21 protein-coding genes and 1 pseudogene are annotated in these 22,766 nt (G+C 39.7%); 4 read left to right on the top strand and 18 right to left on the bottom strand.

Annotated elements, in window-relative coordinates; all coding sequences use genetic code 11:
• Window positions 1-154: 154 nt before the first annotated feature.
• The 8 genes from RYX56_RS14890 to RYX56_RS14855 all read right to left on the bottom strand — a co-directional run bounded on the left by RYX56_RS14890 (window position 155) and on the right by RYX56_RS14855 (window position 4,661).
• Complete coding sequence (locus tag RYX56_RS14890) at window positions 155-934, bottom strand: PhzF family phenazine biosynthesis protein (RefSeq protein WP_317122819.1); 780 nt, start codon at window positions 932-934, stop codon at window positions 155-157.
• A 155-nt stretch (window positions 935-1,089) separates the two neighbouring features.
• Entirely contained in the window at window positions 1,090-1,380 is a 291-nt protein-coding gene (locus RYX56_RS14885; protein WP_317122818.1) for an RNA polymerase alpha subunit C-terminal domain-containing protein, read from the bottom strand.
• 56 nt (window positions 1,381-1,436) lie between these two features.
• Window positions 1,437-1,736, bottom strand: a complete 300-nt coding sequence (locus RYX56_RS14880) for a hypothetical protein (protein ID WP_317122817.1) — start codon at window positions 1,734-1,736, stop codon at window positions 1,437-1,439.
• 59 nt (window positions 1,737-1,795) lie between these two features.
• Window positions 1,796-2,467, bottom strand: a complete 672-nt coding sequence (locus RYX56_RS14875; RefSeq protein ID WP_317122816.1) for a hypothetical protein — start codon at window positions 2,465-2,467, stop codon at window positions 1,796-1,798.
• 167 nt (window positions 2,468-2,634) lie between these two features.
• Window positions 2,635-3,162: a GNAT family N-acetyltransferase gene (locus RYX56_RS14870; protein ID WP_317122815.1), complete on the bottom strand. Its 528-nt coding sequence runs from the start codon at window positions 3,160-3,162 to the stop codon at window positions 2,635-2,637.
• Window positions 3,163-3,240: 78 nt separating this feature from the next.
• The gene (locus RYX56_RS14865) at window positions 3,241-3,783 is read right to left on the bottom strand and encodes a GNAT family N-acetyltransferase (protein WP_317122814.1); all 543 of its coding nucleotides are present in this window, start codon (window positions 3,781-3,783) and stop codon (window positions 3,241-3,243) included.
• Window positions 3,780-4,364 (bottom strand): GNAT family N-acetyltransferase, encoded by a 585-nt coding sequence (locus tag RYX56_RS14860; RefSeq protein WP_317122853.1) that lies wholly within the window; start codon window positions 4,362-4,364, stop codon window positions 3,780-3,782. Before RYX56_RS14860 ends, RYX56_RS14865 begins: the two co-directional genes overlap by 4 nt.
• Before the next feature lie 78 nt (window positions 4,365-4,442).
• The gene (locus RYX56_RS14855; protein ID WP_317122813.1) at window positions 4,443-4,661 is read right to left on the bottom strand and encodes a hypothetical protein; all 219 of its coding nucleotides are present in this window, start codon (window positions 4,659-4,661) and stop codon (window positions 4,443-4,445) included.
• A 264-nt stretch (window positions 4,662-4,925) separates the two neighbouring features.
• Between RYX56_RS14855 and RYX56_RS14850 the strand changes: the two are divergent.
• Window positions 4,926-5,485: pseudogene (locus tag RYX56_RS14850) on the top strand (SDR family NAD(P)-dependent oxidoreductase).
• A 94-nt stretch (window positions 5,486-5,579) separates the two neighbouring features.
• On the opposite strand, the gene RYX56_RS14845 reads toward RYX56_RS14850, so the two are convergent.
• The gene (locus RYX56_RS14845) at window positions 5,580-6,398 is read right to left on the bottom strand and encodes an STAS domain-containing protein (protein ID WP_317122812.1); all 819 of its coding nucleotides are present in this window, start codon (window positions 6,396-6,398) and stop codon (window positions 5,580-5,582) included.
• 397 nt (window positions 6,399-6,795) lie between these two features.
• Between RYX56_RS14845 and RYX56_RS14840 the strand changes: the two genes are divergently transcribed.
• Window positions 6,796-7,800 (top strand): DUF3231 family protein, encoded by a 1,005-nt coding sequence (locus tag RYX56_RS14840; RefSeq protein ID WP_317122811.1) that lies wholly within the window; start codon window positions 6,796-6,798, stop codon window positions 7,798-7,800.
• A 288-nt stretch (window positions 7,801-8,088) separates the two neighbouring features.
• On the opposite strand, the gene RYX56_RS14835 is transcribed toward RYX56_RS14840, so the two are convergent.
• From RYX56_RS14835 to RYX56_RS14825, 3 genes are all read right to left on the bottom strand, one after another.
• Window positions 8,089-9,135 carry an aldose epimerase family protein gene (locus tag RYX56_RS14835; protein ID WP_317122810.1) on the bottom strand — a complete coding sequence of 349 codons (1,047 nt, stop codon included), beginning with the start codon at window positions 9,133-9,135 and terminating at the stop codon, window positions 8,089-8,091.
• 37 nt (window positions 9,136-9,172) lie between these two features.
• Window positions 9,173-9,883, bottom strand: a complete 711-nt coding sequence (locus RYX56_RS14830; protein WP_317122809.1) for an HAD family hydrolase — start codon at window positions 9,881-9,883, stop codon at window positions 9,173-9,175.
• 544 nt (window positions 9,884-10,427) lie between these two features.
• Window positions 10,428-11,510, bottom strand: a complete 1,083-nt coding sequence (locus RYX56_RS14825; protein ID WP_317122808.1) for an arabinan endo-1,5-alpha-L-arabinosidase — start codon at window positions 11,508-11,510, stop codon at window positions 10,428-10,430.
• A 381-nt stretch (window positions 11,511-11,891) separates the two neighbouring features.
• Here RYX56_RS14825 and RYX56_RS14820 point away from each other — a divergent pair, with 381 nt between their 5' ends.
• Window positions 11,892-13,214 carry an ABC transporter substrate-binding protein gene (locus tag RYX56_RS14820; protein WP_317122807.1) on the top strand — a complete coding sequence of 441 codons (1,323 nt, stop codon included), beginning with the start codon at window positions 11,892-11,894 and terminating at the stop codon, window positions 13,212-13,214.
• A gap of 282 nt (window positions 13,215-13,496) precedes the next feature.
• Window positions 13,497-14,987 (top strand): alpha-N-arabinofuranosidase, encoded by a 1,491-nt coding sequence (locus tag RYX56_RS14815; protein WP_317122806.1) that lies wholly within the window; start codon window positions 13,497-13,499, stop codon window positions 14,985-14,987.
• A 398-nt stretch (window positions 14,988-15,385) separates the two neighbouring features.
• Here RYX56_RS14815 and RYX56_RS14810 read toward each other — a convergent pair whose 3' ends face one another.
• The 6 genes from RYX56_RS14810 to RYX56_RS14785 form a co-directional block, all read right to left on the bottom strand.
• Window positions 15,386-16,558: a sn-glycerol-1-phosphate dehydrogenase gene (locus RYX56_RS14810; RefSeq protein ID WP_317122805.1), complete on the bottom strand. Its 1,173-nt coding sequence runs from the start codon at window positions 16,556-16,558 to the stop codon at window positions 15,386-15,388.
• A 1-nt stretch (window position 16,559) separates the two neighbouring features.
• A complete protein-coding gene (locus tag RYX56_RS14805; RefSeq protein ID WP_317122804.1) occupies window positions 16,560-17,678 on the bottom strand; it encodes a GntR family transcriptional regulator in 1,119 nt (372 codons plus the stop codon).
• 104 nt (window positions 17,679-17,782) lie between these two features.
• Window positions 17,783-19,267 (bottom strand): L-arabinose isomerase, encoded by a 1,485-nt coding sequence (araA, locus tag RYX56_RS14800; protein WP_317122852.1) that lies wholly within the window; start codon window positions 19,265-19,267, stop codon window positions 17,783-17,785.
• A gap of 22 nt (window positions 19,268-19,289) precedes the next feature.
• A complete protein-coding gene (locus RYX56_RS14795) occupies window positions 19,290-20,960 on the bottom strand; it encodes a ribulokinase (protein WP_317122803.1) in 1,671 nt (556 codons plus the stop codon).
• A 13-nt stretch (window positions 20,961-20,973) separates the two neighbouring features.
• Complete coding sequence (gene araD, locus RYX56_RS14790; RefSeq protein WP_317122802.1) at window positions 20,974-21,678, bottom strand: L-ribulose-5-phosphate 4-epimerase; 705 nt, start codon at window positions 21,676-21,678, stop codon at window positions 20,974-20,976.
• Between the two features lie 124 nt (window positions 21,679-21,802).
• Window positions 21,803-22,762: a glycoside hydrolase family 43 protein gene (locus RYX56_RS14785; RefSeq protein WP_317122801.1), complete on the bottom strand. Its 960-nt coding sequence runs from the start codon at window positions 22,760-22,762 to the stop codon at window positions 21,803-21,805.
• Between the last annotated feature and the right edge of the window lie 4 nt (window positions 22,763-22,766).

The raw sequence follows: 22,766 nt of genomic DNA, 5'->3' as shown, positions 1-22,766 counted from the left end.
TCCGTACGATAACTAGTTATACCTCGTGCTTGTAAGCGGTCAAGAGTGGATTGAATAACGTAAAAAAGAGTCCGAAACCCATTTCTTGATTACTATAATTTTGATATGCATATATTCCCATCGAGATGGAACTCATAATTAAAGCTAATCCCCCCTAAACATTTATATATCCTTCTAAATAAGAGACGGCCTCTCCAGACATTTTTACTGTTCCCCCTAAATCAGTACAGTATAGCTTTCCGCCTCTTTCTGATAATTGCAAGGCGACAAGTTCATTTTTATTCAATGTACTCTTCCAATACGGAATTAAGGTGCAATGAGCAGAACCAGTAACGGGGTCTTCATCTATCCCTGCCTTTGGTGCAAAAAATCTTGATACGAAGTCTACTTCATTTCCTTTAGCTGTCGCTATTACACCAAATCCATCTAGTTTTTTTAGTTCATCCATATTTAATTCAAGATCTAAAAGATCTTGTTCTGTATCAAATACCGCCATATAGTCTCTTGATCTATAAACCTCTTTAGGTACTTTACCTAAACCTTTAATAAGCGCCTCTGGAGTCTCGCATTTTTCTCCTTCTCTAGAAGGAAAACTCAATGTAAATAGACCGCTATCCTTGGATACTCCTAACAGTCCACTTTTTGTACGAAACGTGATACTCTTTAAATTCTCATCTAGATAAGTGCATATTACATAAGCAGCCGCTAATGTTGCATGTCCACATAAATCTACTTCCCCTTTTGGAGTGAACCACCTTAACTCATATTCATCATCTGTTTTTACAAAAAAGGCTGTCTCAGATAAATTATTTTCTGCTGCAATCTTTTGCATTAAATCATCATTTATCCATTCAGTTAATGGACATATGGCTGCCGAATTTCCTCTGAATTGTTCGTTGGTAAATGCATCAATCTGATAAATTGGTATTCTCATATCTGTAATCTCCTTATTTAATTACTAAATGCTACATTAGTAAAGGTGAAATTATTTAATTATTCCGATTCAATAGTATAAGAAGAAGTGCGCTGACCCTTGTAAAATCAACGCAACCATTTGTTATGTAAAGAACGTTACATATTGTCGTTTATTTATTTTTTAAATGATAACCCTTCTTCTTCTAATAAAGTCCTCATAATAGGTAAGGAAGCTGGTCCAATACCATGAATTTTCAAGATTTCTTTTTCAGTAAATGTTGATAGTTTTTTCGACGTATTTATCCCTTCGTGAATCAATGCATTTCTTGCAGGTGAACTGAGTTTCGAGAGGAAGCCACTTTCAGGCTTATTCCCTTTATCACACGTTGGGCAACTAGGACACTCACTACTTTTATAATACTTATGTCCCTTCTCACATATCCTTAAAGTCTTTTCAACTGTCAAAATAACCCCTCCAAATTAATTTCGTATCCAGTATTTATAAACGAAACTTCAATATATCATCTTCTTTTCTCTACTATTTTAATGGCTCGGATCAGCCAATACAAAACAATCCAAGGAAGAACAAATTTTGTTGACCATTCAATGAAACTGAAAACGATAAAAAAGTTGTAACCAAAAGACTGCAATAAAAAGAAGACAACAATAATTGATGAAAAACCAATGATTGAATATTTTCCGAGTGCATTTAAATCTAAGCTTCTAATCATAAAAAAGGCAATCGAAATGACAAGTGCAACAATAAGTCCTATAACAAGATAATGCATGATCCAGTCTCCAAAAGCTACTCCATTAACCATTAAATTTATATCCCCTTTATGTGAAGTTCCTCAACGAAATGATACCAAGTGAAAAGTATTTAGATAGTAACTCTCCATTCGCGATTACCTAGTCGGTCTTTTAAAGCAACTTCTTTATCGTTAAACCATACAATCTCTCCAAAATGATAGCCAAAAATGAATTCACTCGGAACCTCCTTGAATAGTTCTTGACGCATCATTTCGTTTTTCTTTTTATCTTCAATAATCATTATGGCAGTAAAGGAATCGATATCATGCTGCCATAGTATTTTAGCTCTTAACTGTTTTGAAGGATTTAACTTGGTCTTCTTCCAAATGCCCTCGTTTATATAATTTAATTCGCTGACTTTGTTAAAAGTGTTAATGAACAATTCACGTTCTAAGTGAAACTGTTCAATAAAGGGCTCTAACCCCATTTCGAGGTATTCTAAGGTAAGTTTCTTTTTGGTCTTGCTGTCTGATTTTATATATTTATCCAAATTTAAAGCCGTTTCAATTTCACCAAATCCATCAATACAAAGTGGGTTGCCTAAGCGTGATTTCAATTCTTCTAATGTTTCTGCACACTCTTTACTATGAAACATGATATTGATCTTTTTGAAATGTTCATTCTTGTAGCGCGGGAAATGATGTTCAAATAAACCAATCACGCAACGTGTTTCCTTATTAAACTGTTGAAAATGACCATTCTTATCAAAATAGTACAAATCAAAAGCATTTAAAATCGGCACTGTACTCCCCCATTTATACTTAATTAATAAAAACGATGAATTCAAGAAACTAAAAAATAAACAGGAGCATACTTCGGCTTATAGTTTATATAAGTAATTAATACTTCCTTATTTGAGGATTCTCCCGGTTAGCTACACTACACGAGAAGCACAAATTCAACTATTAATTATTTTCTTAACAATGAATAAACATACGTGTCGTGGGCCTTATCATTTTGGTACATATAATCCCTTAGAATGCCTTCTTTTTGAAACCCTACTTTAGTAAGTAATTTATTGGATGCTCCATTTTCTAAAAATACAACTGCACCTATTCGAGTTAATTCCATAACTTCAAAGCCGTATGAGAGTACCTTTAATACTGCTTCTGTCGTATAGCCCTTCCTCCAATACTTTGGATGAATTTCATAACCTATTTCAGCACGCTTGTGTTTAGGTATCCATCCGTTGAAGCCAACTGTACCTATTAATGAATGTGTTCCTTTCAGCTCAATTCCCCAGCGTATCCCTCTTTTTTCTTTATAGTTAGTAGCGAAGAATTCAACTAACTGTTTAGCCTGCGCGATATCCCTTAATGGTTCCTGACCATAAAAGCGTATAACCTCATCGATAGAAAAACAATCAAAGATAGTTGGTGCATCTTCTTCTTTGATTTCTCTTAATGTTAGTCTTTCAGTCTCTAAAACTGGGAACATTTTTTCTCCTCCTTAAATTCAACTTTATAAATAAAATTATTGTTAAATATCCTGTTCCTCAGCATATTAAGACTGCCCTTAATTCTTTTCAACCCATTCATTATCTAATATACACATTTCCCATAAGCTCCAATATTCCTCGCCATTCTTCCTGGCGTTTCTAAGAAATCCCTCTTTTATGAAGCCCGACTTCTCATAACAAGCAATTGCAGAGGTATTAAAATCGAATACCCCGAGACTAACTCTATGTAAGAAAAGCTCATTGAATGCGATTTTAAGAATTTCCGACATCATCTGTGGACCGATCCCTTTTCCCCTTAGAGTCTTATCTCCAACTAAAACTTTTCCAACTCTTGCTGATTTGTTTTTTCTATCGATGTTCCCTAACGCAATATGCCCTATAACTTTCCCCGATCCCTTTTCAATAACGCTATAAATCTTAGTACTGGAAGTGTCATTGTTAGCATCTTTAAGGTACTTTTCTAATTGCTCTTTATCTAATGGAAAAGTAAAAGTAGGAGCTCCCCATTGAAGTAAGAACTCTGGTGTTTCAATCCAATGTATGAGTTGTTCAAAATGTGAACGCATGAAATAGTTCAATTCAATTCTAATAAAGCTCACCTCACTTCCTTTACCTGTATTGAACAGTGTTTTTTATATCTCTCTTCCCATTCCTTCCTTAAGATCCCCATCTTAATGGCATCAAAATATTCACCATCTACGATTCTTGCTTCTCTTATTCTCGCTTCTTCCTTCATCCCTAATTTCTCTGCTACCTTTATCATTCGTATATTTCCTGACCAAGTTGACATGCCTAGTCTGTGTATAAAAGTGGAGGTAAAAAGATAGTCAATCCATAGCTTATAGGCTTCTGAACCATACCCACCATTCCAAAAATGACTGTCATAAATCACGATACCCGTCTCAAGCCAGTTAGTGTTTTGATCCACCCAATAAGCTCCAACATACCCAACTACTCTCTCATCGCACTTTACGACTAAAGAATCAGGAATGCCTGGAAAAATCTCTTCCTCCCAATCTTTGCTGTACTCTTCTTTCGTTACTTTCTCTTCAGGAATATAGGGGCCGTTCCACTTCTTTGCTTCTTGTTCCTTTTCTTCAAACTTCCAATAATACAATTCATTTATATCCTCAGACGTTATCTTTTTTAAAGTAACTTTCTCTCCAATTATTTCAACCATCATAAAGTGGCTCCTCCTCAGTAAGATTTTCTTGAATAATCCTGCTTCTCTATTTAACGACAAAAGAACAGCGAAAATTCAATCAGTTCCCCTTAAAATATTTCCACATCGTTGGAACCAGGTGTAGAAAAAAATATAAATGAAGGTAATAATGAGGTACATCCAAACCATCATCGTAATTGGATCTTGCCAATTCGTTAATTCATTGCGCTCTACTATTTGAATAAGGATTATCATGCCGATGCCGATTACAAGTAATACCCACATTACAATACGCCGTATTTGCTTGAATTTCATGTTTAATGACACCCCCACTTATAAAATGGTAAACATCTTGTCCCTAATAGTCGCCTGTACTTACAGTAAATGACTAATGGTATCCATGATGAGGCGCACTAAAGAGTAACCTGGTCTAAGTATTCTTACTATAACAAAGAAGATACATATTTTGGATAAATAATGAAAATTTTACTCAGTAAAAACCAGATCAAGTTTTAGTTAATTGGTTCTTGCTACATATTTCTGTTTTAATGGTTGTATGATAAATGAAGGAGTGGGTATATGCCGGACTTACAAAATCACGTCATTCTTATTACCGGAGCTAATAGAGGACAGGGAAAAGCGATTGCCCAACACCTTGCTGCATTAGGGGCTAAGGTAGGGGTAGGTGCTCGGAACTATGATGATGCAATGGAAGTAGCTAAGATGATTGGAGAAGACCATGCCTTCCCAGTTCAGTTAGATGAGACAAAAGAATTAGAATGGAAATCAGCAGTTGATCAGGTCCTACATAAATTCGGTAAGCTTGATGTGTTAGTGAATAATGCAGGGGTTCTACGACAAAAGCATCTGTGGTAGCCATGTCCAAAGCCGCAGCTGTTGAATTAGGTCCTAAAGGAATTCGAGTAAATATGGTTCATCCTGGTGGAATCGAAACGGATATGGCCACTCAAGGAAAGGATGTACCTACTTATTACGAATCAGTACCACTCGGACGTATTGGACAACCGATTGAAATTGCTCGGGCTGTAGCCTTTCTTTCTTCTGAGGAAAGCTCTTATTGTACAGGCACAGAAATAGTAGTTGATGGTGGAATGACGTTAGGTACTGCAGATGAGTAAGTCAAGGAGATGGAGAGAATATGAGGGGCTGTCTCTCCTATCATTGACTTACTTTACAGGTCTCAACAGTAAACGTTTAGCTGCTTTAGTGGTGTTATAGGTATTCACCTAGTGCTTGTTGCAACGTTCCTAAGACCTTCGTTTCTGAATTGAATTTAATTCCCAAGTGCGTAATATCTATTGCTACTTCCTTCCGTAATCCTGTTAATACAGTTGAGCAGCCCATCAGTGAGATTCCATCAATCACGGTCAAAAATTCAGAGATGACTACTTGTTCCATATTAGCGAGACCTGAAAGATCCATTATTAACGTTTGAATTCGTAAATTAGAAACCTCTGCCAATACTTTTTCCTTTAGAATAGAAATACGATTCATGTCAATTGAACCAATCAATGGCAAAATACTAACATGACTATTGATCGGAATAATTGGAACTGATAGATTTTCGACCAATTCTTTTTGTGCATGGATCAGAGAATCCTTGTATGTAGAATAACTAATAAAGAATTCATTTAAAAAAATGTCTACCCTAGTATTTATCTGTGCTTCTAGAGTAAAAAAATCGTTACTAGTATATTGATTAGATAGATCATAATACTTATGTATAAAAGTCCATAAAGTTCTACGAATAGCTTGTACCCATTCCAACTTAAAAGATAATTCTAGAGAATGTGTGGCCCAGGCTATCCCTTCCTTTTTCGCAAACCGTTTTAGTTCATTATCTTCACTATTAATGATATAAACCGTTAATTGGTGTGCATTATTAACTAAATTTATATTACCGATTTTCAGTATTTCAGTGATTTTATTTTTAACGTTTACCGCTTCATCCAACAAGGTACTTTCAAAATCATTTTTATTAGCTTCAAAAAATTCTCTTAGCTTAGATGAAGAAGCGAAATAATGATCCACTTTAATTCCCCCCCTACTTTTTTATTAACTTTATTATAGTATTCTTGGTTGTACCCACGCAACCCGATTCATATTAAACATTACTACCATTTATAAACATAAGAGCTATGTCTCTTAATAATGATAACCCCTTTAGTTAATAAAAATGAAACCTCACTTTTATTGATTACTGACTTCGAAGTTATTAGTTACTATTCATTGTTACTGTGTATAATTTTCTTTTCCAGTTAGATACTAATTTCAATTGTTATTATTTAACACCACACTTAATGTAGAAGGATATACGTTGGGTATTTTTCGTTTATTCTCAGGTTTACTTACTGTACCTTTATTTCCCCAAATGTTTTTTTGTGTTTCTAACCAAATTAGCGAAATATATATTTTATGAGGTGATTTTATGGATAAAGAGGATTTAAAGCTTACGTCTGCCGAAATAGGGACTTTGTGGGGACAATATGTTAATGGTACAGCAGTTGATATGATAAACAGGTATATGTTATCCATTATAGAAGATAAAAAAATAAGAACCATATTTGAGGATGCAATAAGTATGTTTGCAAAGCAGAAGAAACAGATCATTACGTTTATTGAAAAGGAGGGGTTTCCTGTACCCATTGGGTTTACTGAGGCAGACCTTAATAAAGGAACAAAAAGATTGTTTTCAGACATATTTTGTTTACACTATTTACACGTCATTACGTTACATGGTTTATTGGCACACACGACTTCACTAAGTGCCTCTGTAAGAAAGGATTTAAGATGTTTTTATGATTCTTGCGATAATGACGGAAAAAGAATGTATCACCAAACGATAGAATTACTGCTAGAAAAGGGACATTTTCAAAGAGACCCTAACTTTTATCCCGAAGCAACTCCTGAATTCATTTCAGGTCCAAAATATTCAGATGGTTACTTTGGGGATAAACGACCTTTAGCTGCAACTGAAATAATTAGCCTTTCGTTTAATTTAAAAAAGAAGATATTAGAGAAAACTCTTTCTATTGGATTTAGTCAAGTTGCTCAATCTAAAGAAGTAAGAAAATTTCTGGAATCATCGCATAAAACTTCGAATAACCAAATTCAAGCACTTAGCAATATATTAAAGAAAGATAATTTGCCTGTACCAATGTCTTGGGAGTCAGAAGTCACAACTTCTCAGGATTCTCCGTTTTCAGATAAGTTAATGATGTTTCATACTGGTTTTTTATTACAAGCTGCACAAGCCTATCATGGAGCTGGACTTGCTTTTGCAATGCGAACTGACCTTGTACTAACTTATGAAAAGATTATCACGAAAAACTTAATGGTGACAAAAGAATGGTTCAATATAATGACAAAGAATAATTGGATGGAAGAGCCTCCTCTTGCTCCAAATAGAAAAGAACTTGCAAAAGACAAATAATGAATTATTTAGCACCTCTTGTTGTGAGAGGTGTTTATTTATGACCAAAAGCTCTTACTCAACGAGACCACTCAAAAAGTCTTACTAAACCACCAGACCAAAAGGTTGCTATTCGCCACTAGATTTACCACTTATCGCTACTATATCATCTTTATTTGCAGGGTCTCTATATGAAAAGAATAAGCTCTCTTCCGTATCTAAAAAAAGGCCAAATAAAAAAGAAGAGTCACTGACTCTTCTAATGAATTGATTCGTATTCTTCTCGTTAATTTTCGCTAATGTCCGCTTCTATACGCTAAACTTATATTTCGTATACCTGCTATACTCCTGGCCTTTCTCTAAAACAATAGACTTGAAGTTTTCGTGGTTTACAGCATCGGGAAGCCCTTGTGTCTCCAGGCAAAGGGCACCATACTTTTTAGAACGTACTCCCCTTATCTCAAAGTTGTCAGTCAGCTGATTACCCGTATAAAGCACAACGCATGGTTCATTTGTCTCCATCCTAAGCATTCTGCCGCTTTGAGAATCTTTCAGGACAATCTTAACTCCGGATGAATCTTCCCGAAGGAGGAAAGGATGGTCATAGCCATTCCCGGCAAGAACATTCTGCGGGTCTGCTGATTGCGCACCTTCCACTATTTCCCTGCCCTTTCTGAAATCGAAAACAGTATTGTCCACTCGTATAAACTTACCGGTAGGGAGCAGGTCGTTATTTAATTCTAAAAATTCGTCACTCTCTATCTGGAGCTTATGATTCAGTATATGGCACTTCAGGTTGCCGCTGAGGTTGAAATAAGAATGGTTCGTAATATTAACTATTGTCTTCTTATCGGTGAATGCCCCGTAGAAAATAGTTAGCTCATCGCTATTATTCAGTTCATACGTTACGGAAAGTTCCAGGTTTCCAGGGTACCCTTCTTCCCCATCCGGGCTCAGGTAAGTAAATTCAACACCCACTTTACCCTCTGCCTTGAATGGAGTTGCGTTCCAGATAACTTGATCAAATCCCCGCTCTCCCCCATGGAGGTGATTATTCCCATCGTTTTTTGCCAGTTTATATTTTTTTCCATCAAGCTCAAATTCTCCGTCCTTAATTCTGCCTGCTACTCGCCCTACCACAGCTCCGAAATAAGAAGAATAATTATGATAGTCTTTCAGACTGTCGAAACCTAATACAATATTTTCAAAGTTACCCTCTTTATCAGGAGTTATTAATTTAGTAATAATACAGCCATAGTTTATACACGTCATACTAATACCATTTGAATTTTTTAATGTATAAGCCGTAACATCTTTCCCGCCAATCTGGTCGAATTTTTCACTAGTTATGTTCATTTAGCTCACCTACAAACCTTGGTTTTTTTGCTGTGTTTCAACTTATTTTTTCTTTTAAATAACTAATAAGGCGCCCATAATCATCGATGATTTCAGGTTCTTTACCTGTGCCACCCTTTCTATGCCGGTAGTTGTACCATACCGGAGTCCAACCAGCTTCATAAGCTGGCACTACATCGTTTTCCCACGAATCCCCTATGTAAACAGATTGATTTGCCGGTATATTAATACGTTTGCTCACATAAGAAAAGATATTTTTATCCGGCTTAGCAAAACCTATCCCGTCAGAAACAAATATATACTCATCAGAAATTAACTCACTCAGTTTCAGGGCTTCAATCTTTCGTTTTTGATGCTGTACTGGACCGTTAGTGATAATTCCGCAGATAATATGATTATCTTTTAAGAGCTTAACAGCCTTTTTCACACTAGGAAATAGGGATATTTCTCCCTGGTATTTCTCGTAGCTTTCCTGGATACCGCTAGCCTGAGAACGTGTCAGGGTAATGCCGTACTCCCTGAAAGAACGTATGAGCCTCTCCCTGCGCAAGCCATCAAGACTAAGATTTCCCTTCTTGTATTCCTCCCAAAGTAAATCACTGGCTTTTCTGGAGCTTTTAAAAATTTCTTCTATATTATTTGTTCCAATATCCAGTGATTCCTGTTTAATTGCCCTGGCAAATGGGAGGAGCTGGTCATAAAGTGTATCATCCAGGTCAAAAAATACAGCGCGAGTGTGCTTATCCATGTGGCTTCCCCTCCTTAATTTCTTTGCCTGATCCAGTGTTTGCCCACAGCGGCTCTTTCATAGCGGCCCAGGTACTTATAAGTATAAAACTGAGCAGGTATCCAATTATCTGAGACAAGCCTGTTATTTCACTCTTAATTACAGGGACGTCCTTAAAGACAGAAGCAACAGGCTGTTTTATTTCCTTAAACTCTGCGCTTGCTCAATTTCTGATTGATGAATTCATCTCCTTTATCAGTTTCTTCCATGCGGTAAATATATGGACCTTTGGTACCGCGGTTTATCCAACTGAGCTCCAGAAACTTTTCTTCTTTAGAATACAGCTTTATAAGCGCAAGCTCAATTTCCTGAGGCCTACCATAACCATTTATTTTTCGCGGAGCGCTGCCAAACACCTCGTATATATATTCCGCAAACCTGATAGCATCACTTAGAAATTCCTCCTATTATTTCTACCTCCACCTACTCATAGCTTATAGTACAAAAAAGGCCGCAATAAGTATGCGGCTTTTATTGTCCATCATTCACTGAATTGCAGAAAAAACTATCTTATCGCTTCCGGCCAGTTATCTTCCCATTCCAGGGTGCGGATTTGCATACGGATTACACCGTCAGCATCTCCGTCATAGTAATGGTGAATTAAATAGTCTCTTCCATTTGCCTGGAGAATATCCTGGCCGCCTGGGCCGATTTGGTTTCCTCCACTTTCAAGAATGATTGTGCCCCCTCCTTCTTCAAGTGGGACTCCATCCTTATCAACATATGGACCAGTAACAGTCTCAGATCTGCCCACAGCTATTTTATATGTGCTGTCAACTCCCGCACAGCATCTATCCCATGAGGTGAAGAGATAATAAAACTTCCCTTTTTTTATTATGGTTGGTGCTTCCACTGGATTATGTGCTATCCCGGGACGGTTTGCCAGCGTATAAACCTCGCCAACCGTATCAGTCATGCCATCCATTTGCTGTAGTTTTATTCCGCTGAAGTGGGATCCAAAAACCATCCACCATTTTCCTTCCGCTTTAAAAACATGAGGATCAATGGCATTATAATTTTCCTGACCCCGCTGAGAAGTTACAACAGGTCCGTGGTCTTCCCAGCTGTCCGGATCCCCTGGAGTTTTTGTGCTGGCAACACCTATAGCTGAATTATTTGAGCCGAAGGACGATACAGCATAGTATAAGTAAAATCTATCACCATTTTTCACAACCTGGGGAGCCCATAAATGAGATGGAGAATAATCATACACCCAGTCAGGAGGGGTGATTTCACCAATTGATTCCCAAGGCCCTTCCAATGTACCCTCAGATTTTCTGATAAATATACCGCCTGGGTCACCTGGATTACGTAAAATCCCAGTGGAAAATACATAATATGTGTTACCGTCACGAACAATTGCCGGATCATGAACCGGATCATCTACTTCTCCGGGGATATATTCCCCTGTTTCACCATACATCTGGAGAACACCTTCAGGGGGTTTTCCCTTTCCGTTTCCATTATGGCCATTCCGCTCATCATCATTTTCCCCATTGGCAAAAGATAGAGAAGTTAGTGAAAAAACTAATACTACTGAGAATATTGCAGCCAATCCAGAACCTATCAACCATTTTTGTTTGTTCACAGTTTTACCTCCTAAATATATTGTAAGGGCTTTCAGAACAAACCTAATTCACCTCCTTTTCAAATTCAAAACTATTATACCTCACACTTATGCGTATAAGTTAATAAAATATTTGATATTCCTAAAAATAGTACATATGTCTTAATTTTCTGTAAAGTTAAATTGACTTATATTTTAAACCCTTATATATCAAGCTTTTTATAGTGTATCTGTACGGATTATTATTAAATTAACTGTGCATTATCATAATATTCTAAAAAATGTATTGAATTGCTTAAACATAAATGTCTATAATTATAAATGCATATTGTTCGGACCAATTTATAAAAAAATCTATTATTCCGAATGATATCCATACAAATCGACCAGAGGAGGAAACCAATGAACAAGAATTTTCTATTGTGTTCAGCTTTCATGCTAATGTTACTTACTGCTTGTGGAAATTTTGGTAGTGATGCGAAAGAGACTATCACCATTGGAGAGGATGTGGAAGGAGCTACGGAATTATCCTTCTGGACATTTGCTCAGATGCACACCCGGATTTTTGAAAACGCTATCACTAGGTGGAATGAAGAATTTCCTGACAGACCTATAACATTGAAGGCAGAAGTGTACCCTTATGACCAAATGCATAATAATTTACTCATGGCACTCCAGTCAGGCAGCGGTGCGCCAGACATAGTTGATATTGAACTTAACCGTTTCCCGGATTACCTCCAGGGCCAACCTCAACTGGAGCCAATGAATGATTATGTTGAACCAGTACGTGATAACTTCATTGACTCCCGATTTGAAATCTATTCTAAGGACGGCCAGTATTATGGTATGCCCACTCACGTTGGAGCAACTGTCATGTACTACAACGAAGAAATCATGAACGAGGCCGGTGTAGACATTGACTCCATTGAAACGTGGAATGATTATGTGGAAGCTGGTGAAAAGGTCGTTGAAAACACAGATGCCATGATGACAACGTTTGAAACGGAAGATGTATTTGTTTACTGGTCTATGCTTAGCCAGCAAGATTCTGACTTTATTGATGACCAAGGAAATCTTATTTTAGATAATGAAATTAATATTCAGACATTGGATTTTATGCAGGAGCTGATCCACGAGCGTGGTATTGCTGAGATTGCGCCAGGAGGTATGCATGCTGCGGAAGAATATTTTGGCTATATGAACGATGGCGGTGCCGCTTCTGTCATGATGCCATTGTGGTATATGAGCCGCTTCTTAGATTATATGGAAGACCTTGAAGGCAAAATTCAAATCCGTCCGCTGCCAGCCTGGGAAGAAGACGGCAATCGTTCTGCCGGCATGGGCGGAACCGGGACAGTAGTAACTAATCAGGCGGAGGATGCTGAACTGGCAAAAGAGTTTCTTGCTTATGCCAAGCTTTCTGAGGAAGGAAATATTGACCTCTGGAAGATACTTGGTTTTGACCCTCCTCGCTGGGATGTATGGGAAAGTGAGGCTATGTCAGAGGATAATGAATATTTCCAGTATTTCCATGATGATATTTTTGAAATTCTCGTTGAACTTCGGGAAGAAATTAATCCCATCAATATTACTGAAAGAACACCTTCTGTTACTGATGAACTGACCACTAATGTATTTAATGAAGTATTGCGCCAAGGATCAACAAGCGCCAAGGAAGCACTTGAAAAAGCAAAACAGCAGATTGAGAACCGTTCGGCCGATTAATATCCAGGCAAAAGGTGGTTTCATCCGATTCACCTCGTAAGCTATTAACTGCAATGTGCTGGATAACTTACGTAACTAGTAGTTTTTTAATGCAGAGTTAATTTACGAAACCAGCATTCTTACGAAATGCCTGTTTACTTACCATAGTGCAGTTTTTTTGCTAGCGATTTACCACGTTACTTGCGAAAACTACATGTTGTTAGAAGAAATCGTTGTTTAAATTTTGATGCCTAATCGAAGGAGTAAACTCATACAAAAAGTAAAATCACTGGAGGATTACACATGGCAAATCATCATCTTATTATTAATACTGATACTCCCGAAGGAACAATTAACAAAAATATTTACGGACATTTTTCAGAACATTTAGGCCGCTGTATTTACGAAGGTTTCTGGGTGGGAGAAGATTCAGAGATTCCAAACACAAATGGCATACGCAACGATGTGACAAAAGCTCTGAAAAATATTAATATCCCTGTTCTCCGCTGGCCTGGCGGCTGTTTTGCGGATGAATACCACTGGAAGGACGGAATCGGCCCCCGGGAGAACCGTAAAAAAATGGTCAACACTCATTGGGGCGGTGTCGTAGAAAACAATCATTTCGGCACACATGAATTTATGATGCTGTGCGAGATGCTTAACACTGAACCATATATTTGTGGAAATGTAGGAAGCGGGACCGTCCAGGAGATGCAGGAGTGGGTCGAGTACATGACCTTTAACGGCGAGTCTCCAATGACTAACTTGCGAAAGGAAAATGGCCGTGAAGAGCCATGGCATTTAAAATATTTCGGAGTCGGCAATGAAAACTGGGGCTGCGGCGGAAACATGCGCCCTGAATACTACTCTGATCTTTACCGCCGCTATCAGACATATGTGAGGAATTACGGGGATAATAAAATTTATAAAATTGCCGGCGGTGCTAATATTGATGATTACCACTGGACCGAAGTTCTCATGCGTGAAAGCGGAGAATTCATGAATGGGCTGAGCCTTCACTATTACACTATCCCCGGTCACTTCTGGAAAGGAAAAGGTTCTGCAACTGACCCAAGAGAGAGTGAATGGTTTATCACTATGAAAAAAGCTGCACATATTGATGAACTTATAACAAAACATTCTGCGATTATGGACCAGTACGATCCAGAAAAAAAGGTTGCCCTCATTGTGGATGAATGGGGAACCTGGTTTGATGTAGAAACAGGAACGAACCCAGGCTTTCTCTACCAGCAAAATACTATACGTGATGCATTAGTAGCCGGGCTTCATTTTCATATTTTCCACGCGCACCATGAACGTGTTCAAATGGCAAATATAGCACAGACGGTAAACGTGCTTCAGGCGATGATACTAACAGAGGGGGAAAATTTGATTTTGACCCCCACATACCATGTCTTTGAGATGTATAAAGTCCACCATGATGCCCGGCATCTGCCTGTATCAATTTCTTCTGAGGATTATTTGTTTGAAGATGATAGCCTGCCTCAGCTTAGTGTATCAGCGTCAAAAAATGAGGCTGGAGAAGTTAACATTAGTTTTTGTAATATTGATCCTAATAAGGAAGCATCCCTAAACATATCACTTCGAGGATTAAAAGAAGGGATTAGTGAGGCTTACGGTCGTGTACTAACCGCCTCCGGGACAAACGCACATAATACATTTGAAAATCCAGACAATGTAAAGCCTGAAACGTTAAAAAATATTAAGATTAATGAGGAGGAACTGACAGTAAAGCTTCCTTCAAAGTCTGTTTCCATTATCACGCTTAGATAAGAATTATTTAAATCTATCTAGCTGGGTGTGTAATCGGCGAAAAATTGGATTCTATCCACGAAAGAGCTATTTCATTTTAAAAAATGAAAATCTTAGCCCCATAATTTATTTCAACCACGAATTAAAGGAGGGACACCCCCATTGAGAACATGTAAAAGCTGCGGAATAGAAACGACCATATACCCGGCTGATTACATCCAGGAAACTGTAGAAGTTACAGAGGAAATTATGGAAGAGCGTTTAGAAAACTGTATGAAGTGCCCCTCTCTTTTATACGGAAATACTTGCAAACATTCAGGGTATATTGTTTACTATACAGCATCACAGCCAGATAAACTTTGCCCGTACCCTAATGGTCCAAAATGGTAGCTTAACAGACTAGAAATGCGAACGGTGAATTACACCGTTCGCATTTTGGATTCATTTAGATATCTGAGCATTGTCTTCCGGTCACGGATTGAATGTGCACTGGCGAGACTTTCATTAATTAAAGATTCTTCAATCCCGATATCTTCTAAGGTGGCGCTGCCTCCTATTTGCTTTAAATATTTTCTAAGTACATTGCCTTCCGGGATCCATGCTAGAATCTTTTCTATCTGCTTCGCAGCGTCCTCGGAGGAAGCTTCTAAAAGCTTTTCTTTCTCTTCCTTATAAAAATCAGCAATTAGAGCGCAGGATACTCCCACTTTCTCCCCATGAAGAAGCTGCTTACGGTCTTCTTCCAGGAATTTCATTTCCCAATAATGGGACAGGTGATGCTCACCGCCGGATGCAGGATGTGAATGGCCGAAGAGTGACATGGCTAAGCCGGACATTATTAAAGCATTCATCAGCTCAATAATACCTTTTTCGTTCTTTTCTGCGATTAAGCGAGCATGCCCTATACATGCCTCCAGTGCTTCTTCAGTCATTTTGGCAGCTGCCTCACAATAGGGTTCACCCCCTGTGAGATGTCCAAATCGCCAGTCTGCAAGGGAAGTATATTTACCTAGCATATCTCCGAAACCTGCCGCCACCATTTCCTGAGGAGCATTGCAAAGTACTTTTGTATCTGCGAACAAACCTACAGGAGCATGCGTTTGAAAAGTGACTTTCTTTTTCCTCACCACAATAGGCGCTCCCTTTGAATTAAATCCATCTACGGACGGAGCCGTAGGAACAGAAATAAACGGCAATCCCATTTTATAGCTGACAAAACGGGTTATATCATGAATGGTTCCTGCTCCCACCGCAATGAAAACTTCTGTCTCTTCACTTGCAGCAAGCAGGGCATGGACAATGGACTCTTCGTTTGCGATAACATCTCCCTGGTTATTGGCCGGGATTTTGGAGCCTTTTACATGAAATCCGCTTCCGTTAAGCAATGAGAAAACCTTTGCGCCTGCTACCTCCCAAGTATTTTCATCATAGACAAGCAATACATTTTTATAGTTTTTTTCTGATAAAAAAGAGCGAAGCAAAAGAAATGCTTCGTCTCCAATTTCAAATCGTTCCGTAACAGCAAGGTGATGCTCTGACCCGCACGTGCATGCTTCCCTGTGTTTTCCGTACCATAGATTAAACGATTCCAAATCAGTTCACCTCTTTAACACCAGCCCTACTGGTTGAGTTTCGTACTATAAGTTCCGGCTGAAAGACAACAGGGTTCACTATTTTATTCACAGAAGGATCCTGTTTCTGCTCAATAAGCTCCAGAATGATCTTCCCTGCCTCAATACCCATATTATCCTGCGGGTGCTTGATTGTTGTGAGCTTCACTTCTGAGGCAACAGATAAGAAGGAATTATCATAACCAGTAATGGAAATGTCCTCCGGCACCTTTAATTCCATTTCTCTGATCACATCCAGAAGCAGGAGAGCAAGCTGATCGTTATAACAAACAATAGCAGTTGGCAGATCCTTTCCTTCCTCCAGCTTTTTTCTTAATGCCTGCTTTGGAACGGAATCCCTGGCTTCCGTCGTGTATGTGATTATATTTTGCGGGCTGAGCGGCAGACGGCTCTCACGGTGAGCTTTAATAAACCCTTTCATCCGCTTCGTACCCTGTATATCATCATTCTTAAAAAATCCGAGAATATGCTCATGTCCCTGTTCAATTAAGTGCTTAGTCTGGATCCTACCGCCTTCCACATCATCCATCACTACATGGGTTGGTTCTAGCTCATCATAATAGGCGTGAATCATAACATATGGAATCCCTACCCGCTCAATATTTAAATAGTAATTAATATTCGGGTTAGGCAGCGCACTTTTCGTTGGCTCCACAATGACACCGTCAAACTGCTGGGAAAGAACGGCTTCTAGGCAGCGGCGTTCTTGTTCATGGTCATTATTCGTGCTGAAAACTGTTACCTGGTAGCCATGTTCACTTAAATATCCTTCCGCCCCTCGAATGATGGTAGGAAAGATATAATCGGAAAAATAAGTAGTAATAACAGCTATATTTTTCGCGCGGTTAACAGAGGTTGTCTGGTAATTTGTACGGTCTGCGCAGAAAGTGCCGGCACCCTGATTTTTATATACCCATCCATCATTAGCCAGGTCGTCAATCGCTTTGCGAATGGTGTGCCGGCTCACCCGGTACTCCTTCATAAGTTCACTTTCAGAACCAATCTTCTGGTGCGGCTGAATGAACCCCTGTAAAATTTTTGATTTTATTTTGTTTTTGACGTAATTATACTTCGTCTCCATAAGGCACCTCGCATCCTCAACTCATACGTACAACTATTATATCACGCGAAACCAGGCAAGTGATATATCCTGTGGAATAATCTGTTTCATTACTACATTACCGATTAAGCCTTCCAGACCACTTCATTCCACTTCAGTTCGTTTTTAAACTGATGGAGGTTCGTATCTTTATTAATAACTACAGCTTCGATTCCTGACATTCCTGCCCAGTCCAGCAGCTGGTCTTTTGTAGCGGAAAATGAGAGAACTGTGTGGTGTGCTCCTCCTGCATAGATCCACGCCTCTGTTGCTGTAGCAAGTGATGGCTGAGGCTTCCAAAGGAGTTTAGCTACAGGTAGGTTAGGTGTCTCATGCATTGGTACCACACTGTCCACTTCACTGATAATTAGACGGAATCTGCTGCCCATATCCACCAGGCTCGCATTTACCGCCTGTCCTCCCATCCCATTGAATACTAATCGGGCAGGGTCTGCTTTTCCGCCGATGGATAGAGGATGCACCTGGATTTCCGGCTTGTCATGGGCCACACTAGGACAAATTTCAAGCATATGTGATCCAAGTACCATTTCATTTCCCGGTTCAAAATGGTACGTGTAATCTTCCATAAATGTCGTATCCTTATTTCCGGTCATTACCTTCATCATTCTCAGGAAAGCCGCTGTTTTCCAGTCTCCTTCACCTGCAAAACCGTATCCCTGTTCCATTAAACGCTGTGCCGCAAGCCCCGGAAGCTGCTTCAGGCCATGCAGGTCCTCAAACGTTGTTGTAAAGGCATTATATCCGTTATCATCTAAAAATGCTTTGAGTCCTAATTCTATTCTCGCCTGATCCAGAACAGATTGTTTCAATTCGATGTCCGATTTAATATTCTGACCGATAGTATACTTATTTTCGTATTCTTCAAATAAGCGCTCCACTTCCTGATCGGAAAAACCATTAACATATTCTACCAGACCCCCTACACCAAAACCGTCAACAGTCCAACCAAATTTAATCTGCGCCTCCACTTTATCCCCTTCAGTTACAGCGACACGGCGCATGTTATCACCAAAGCGCGCAACCTTTACATGGCGGTTTTCTGCATACCCTGCAGCGGTTTTCATCCATTCTCCTATGCGGGACTGTACCTCGGGAATACTCCAGTGGCCAACCACTACTTTGCGGTCAATATTCATTCTGGAAACCATAAAACCAAACTCACGATCACCATGGGCAGCCTGATTTAAGTTCATGAAATCCATATCGATATTATCCCACGGTATATCCCGGTTAAACTGTGTATGAAGGTGAAGCATAGGCTTTTGAAGAAGGTTCAGCCCTGCTATCCACATTTTCGCAGGTGAAAATGTGTGCATCCATGTGATTACCCCTGCGCACTCTTCATTGCTGTTTACGTCAAGAATCACTTTTCTGATTTCATCTGCAGTTGTGAGTACTGGTTTTAAAACAATCTCATAAGGGATTTCCGACTGGTTTAACCCTTGCACGACCTGCCTTGCCTGGTCCTCAACCTGGTCTAAAGTCTCTTTTCCGTATAAATGCTGGCTGCCTGTTAAAAACCAAAAATTATATTTTCTAAGTTCCATGATTAGGTTCCTCCGTATCAGTTATCTATTCTTCCTCATCCAGTCGCAGTTGCTTTAATCTCTTCATGACATCATTTTCTCCCCGACCGAAGTAATTATGGAGGCGGAGATATTCCTGATAAATTTTCTCGTATTTTTTTACGTTCTCCGGGATAGGTGTGTAAGCTTCATCCTTCACTCTTCCCATCTTCTTTGCAGCTTCAAGAATACTGTCATAACCACCGTTTTCTGATCCTGCGGCTACGGCTCCAAGCATCGCTGCACCAAGTGCTGGCGTCTGGGAAGAATCAGCAACTTTAATGGCACGATTAGTTACATCTGCATAAATCTGCATAAGCAGCGGATTCTTTTGCGGTAGTCCGCCACATGCGTATAATTCATTCACAGCTACACCTTTTTCATGGAACGCATCAACAATGATTCGTGTTCCAAAGGCTGTAGCCTCCAACAGTGCACGATAAACCTCCTCTGGCTTCGTTAATAACGTGTAACCCAGCATCATGCCGCTTAACTCTGTATCAACAAGGACGGATCTGTTTCCATTCCACCAGTCTAATGCAAGTAGGCCGCTTTCTCCTGGTTTAAGTGCAGAAGCCTTTTCTTCTAGATACTGGTGCACATTTTTTCCATTCGCTACAGCTTCATCGTAAATATATTTTGGCACTCCTTGATCTACATACCAGCCAAAAATATCACCAACTGCGGATTGTCCCGCCTCATAACCGTACAATCCAGGGATAATTCCATCCTCTACAACACCGCAAATACCTTCCACTTCAACCTCTTTTTTGCCAAGAAGCATATGGCAGATAGAGGTTCCCATGGCCATGACCATCTTGCCCTCTTCCACAACACCCAATGCCGGAACAGAGGCATGAGCATCTACATTTCCTACTGCAACCGGGAGCCCCTCTTTAAGTCCGGTAGCTTCCGCCATTTTTTTAGTCAGTCCTCCTGCACACGTCCCCAGAGGAACTACATCCCCTCTCAGTTTTGTTTCTGCAAGGTCTTCCAGCTTAGGATTGACGGCTTTTAAAAATTCACGGTTTGGATAGCCATCCTGTTTGTGCCACTGTCCTTTATAGCCGGCAGTACAGCTATTTCGCAGTAATGTTCCTGATAATTGCATAATTACCCAGTCTGTTGCTTCAACGAACTTGTCAGCCTCTTCGTATATATGGGGCGCTTCCTCAAGTATTTGATACGCTTTAGCAAGCATCCATTCGGAAGAAAGCTTTCCGCCGTATCGAGGGAGGAACTTCTCGCCTCGTTCTTGTGCAATCGTATTCATCTCATTCGCATGCTTCTGTGCCGCATGATGCTTCCACAGTTTTACCCAACTGTGCGGATCATTGCGATGTTCCTCTTTTAAGCAAAGAGGCACTCCCTGCTCATCTATAAGAAGCATAGTACAAGCTGTAAAGTCGATGCCAATTCCAACAACATCCTCGGGCTTAACACTTGATTGTTCCAGTACCCTTGGAACTGACCGTTCAATTACTTCAATATAATCCTGAGGATGCTGCAGTGCCCATTCGTATCCAAGTTTTATTTCTTTGTTTGGTAGCGTTGTATCCATAACCCCGTGTGTATACGGTGTTACATGATCTGCGATCTCTACCCCGTTTTCCAGGGATACAAGTACTGCTCTCCCTGATTGTGTTCCGTAATCAACGCCTATTGCATATTTGCTCATTTTTTCCCCTCCATTACCCGTGGTTCTGTCCGTAATATGCGTACTTGCCGTGCTTGCGTAAAAAGTGTTTATCCAGTAATTCCTGGTCCATCCTCGGGGTACTGCTGTTAATTTGATAGGTAGCCATAGCCATTTTGGCCACTTCCTCAAGAACAACGGCATTATGCACCGCATCATTTGGATCCTTTCCCCAATTGAAAGGTGCATGGCTGTTAACTAAAACACCTGGAATGGACTTTGGGTCAATCCCGGCCTCTTCAAATGTTTCCACAATAACTTTTCCAGTTTCTTTTTCATATTCGCCCTGGATTTCTTCTTCAGTCATCCTCCTTGTACAAGGAATGGTTCCGTAGTAATAATCCCCATGGGTAGTTCCAAGTGCTTCAATACCCTTTCCTGCCTGTGACCAGCTTGTTGCCCATGGTGAATGAGTGTGGACAATCCCCCCAATATCCTTGAAATGTCTATATAAATACAAATGTGTCGGCGTATCAGAGGAGGGCTTTAAGTTCCCTTCCACAATATGTCCTTCTAAATCGACTACCACCAGATCTTCAGCTTTTAATTGGTCATACTCCACTCCGCTTGGCTTAATGACTACAAGGCCCTTTTCTCTGTCAATCCCGCTCACATTCCCCCATGTAAATGTAACGAGATTATGCTCAGGAAGAGCGAGATTGGCCTCTAACACCTCTTGCTTTAATGCTTCTAAAGACATGTTTTTTCCCCTCTCTTACAGCATTTCTTAAATGGTTAACCTAGTATTTTATGAAACTCATACGCTTCACCTGTCTCACATCCTCAACTTGTACGGACGTATTCATTGAAAAAGAAAGCCTGATTTAAGCATCAGGCGCTGGTTCCCCAAATACCGGAAAACCATCTTCATCCCAAGTGATTACTTGTGCACGTGTATGACGGTTCGGATCATAAAGAGGGTCCCCCTCAATCTCCTTATAATTTCGGCCGTGATAGATTAATACATCCGTTTCTCCATCTTCACTAACAGTAAAGCTGTTATGGCCAGGTCCATACTGGCCAGTTTTTTCACTTGTTTGAAACACAGGATGATCAAGCTTCTTCCAGGAGTCCGGATTCATCAGATCTGCGTCCTCGTCTGCATACAGCAGTCCCATGCAATAGTTAAAATCTGTAGCACTTCCTGAGAAGGTCATAAATATCTTGCCGTTTCTTTTAATAACTGCGGCTCCTTCGTTTACATAAAAACCTATCTTCTCCCAGTCATATTCCGGTGTAGAGATCATGACTTGTTTTTCCTTTAGTGTCCACGGATTTTCCATTTCTGCAATATATAGATTTGAGTTTCCTTCAATATCAGGGTCTTTCTGTGCCCATACATAATAGCGGACACCCCGGTGTTCAAAAGAAGTTGCATCAAGGCAGAAAGTTTCCCATTTAGATTTAACCTGGCCTTTTTCTGTCCAGTTACCTTCAAGAGGGTTGGCAGCGTCACATTCCAGCGCGAACATTCTGTGGTCAAACAAACCGTCCCTTGTTTCCGTTGTTCTTGCAGCTGCAAAATAGACATACCATTTACTGTCAATATAATGAATTTCTGGAGCCCAGATATTGGCACTTAGCGGGCCCGTTTCAAACTTGCGCCACACAGTTACCGGTTCCGCGTCTCTCAGCCCCTCAATGGTTTTAGCTCTCCTTACTTCAATACGATCATATTCAGGTACTGATCCAGTGAAGTAATAATATCCATCTTCATGCTTATACACCCACGGATCGGCTCGCTGCTCGATTATTGGGTTGTTATACTGTAACGTGTTGTCCATTGTT

The organism is Alkalihalophilus lindianensis, from assembly GCF_032843265.1.
GTDB lineage: Bacteria > Bacillota > Bacilli > Bacillales > Bacillaceae_D > Alkalihalophilus > Alkalihalophilus lindianensis.
Note: the sequence above shows the minus strand (reverse complement) of the source record. Positions and strands in the feature narration are given on the sequence as shown.

Bases quoted from the DNA above. Each gene is read 5' to 3' on its own strand.
- RYX56_RS14835 (WP_317122810.1), bottom strand. From the start codon at position 9,135: ATGAACATAACTAGTGAAAAATTCGACCAGATTGGCGGGAAAGATGTT.
- RYX56_RS14860 (WP_317122853.1), bottom strand. From the start codon at position 4,364: ATGGTTGAAATAATTGGAGAGAAAGTTACTTTAAAAAAGATAACGTCT.
- RYX56_RS14880 (WP_317122817.1), bottom strand. From the start codon at position 1,736: ATGGTTAATGGAGTAGCTTTTGGAGACTGGATCATGCATTATCTTGTT.
- RYX56_RS14795 (WP_317122803.1), bottom strand. From the start codon at position 20,960: ATGAGCAAATATGCAATAGGCGTTGATTACGGAACACAATCAGGGAGA.
- RYX56_RS14830 (WP_317122809.1), bottom strand. From the start codon at position 9,883: ATGGATAAGCACACTCGCGCTGTATTTTTTGACCTGGATGATACACTT.
- araD (WP_317122802.1), bottom strand. From the start codon at position 21,678: ATGTCTTTAGAAGCATTAAAGCAAGAGGTGTTAGAGGCCAATCTCGCT.
- RYX56_RS14805 (WP_317122804.1), bottom strand. From the start codon at position 17,678: ATGGAGACGAAGTATAATTACGTCAAAAACAAAATAAAATCAAAAATT.
- RYX56_RS14870 (WP_317122815.1), bottom strand. From the start codon at position 3,162: ATGTTCCCAGTTTTAGAGACTGAAAGACTAACATTAAGAGAAATCAAA.
- RYX56_RS14855 (WP_317122813.1), bottom strand. From the start codon at position 4,661: ATGAAATTCAAGCAAATACGGCGTATTGTAATGTGGGTATTACTTGTA.
- RYX56_RS14840 (WP_317122811.1), top strand. From the start codon at position 6,796: ATGGATAAAGAGGATTTAAAGCTTACGTCTGCCGAAATAGGGACTTTG.
- RYX56_RS14890 (WP_317122819.1), bottom strand. From the start codon at position 934: ATGAGAATACCAATTTATCAGATTGATGCATTTACCAACGAACAATTC.
- RYX56_RS14785 (WP_317122801.1), bottom strand. From the start codon at position 22,762: ATGGACAACACGTTACAGTATAACAACCCAATAATCGAGCAGCGAGCC.
- RYX56_RS14820 (WP_317122807.1), top strand. From the start codon at position 11,892: ATGAACAAGAATTTTCTATTGTGTTCAGCTTTCATGCTAATGTTACTT.
- RYX56_RS14815 (WP_317122806.1), top strand. From the start codon at position 13,497: ATGGCAAATCATCATCTTATTATTAATACTGATACTCCCGAAGGAACA.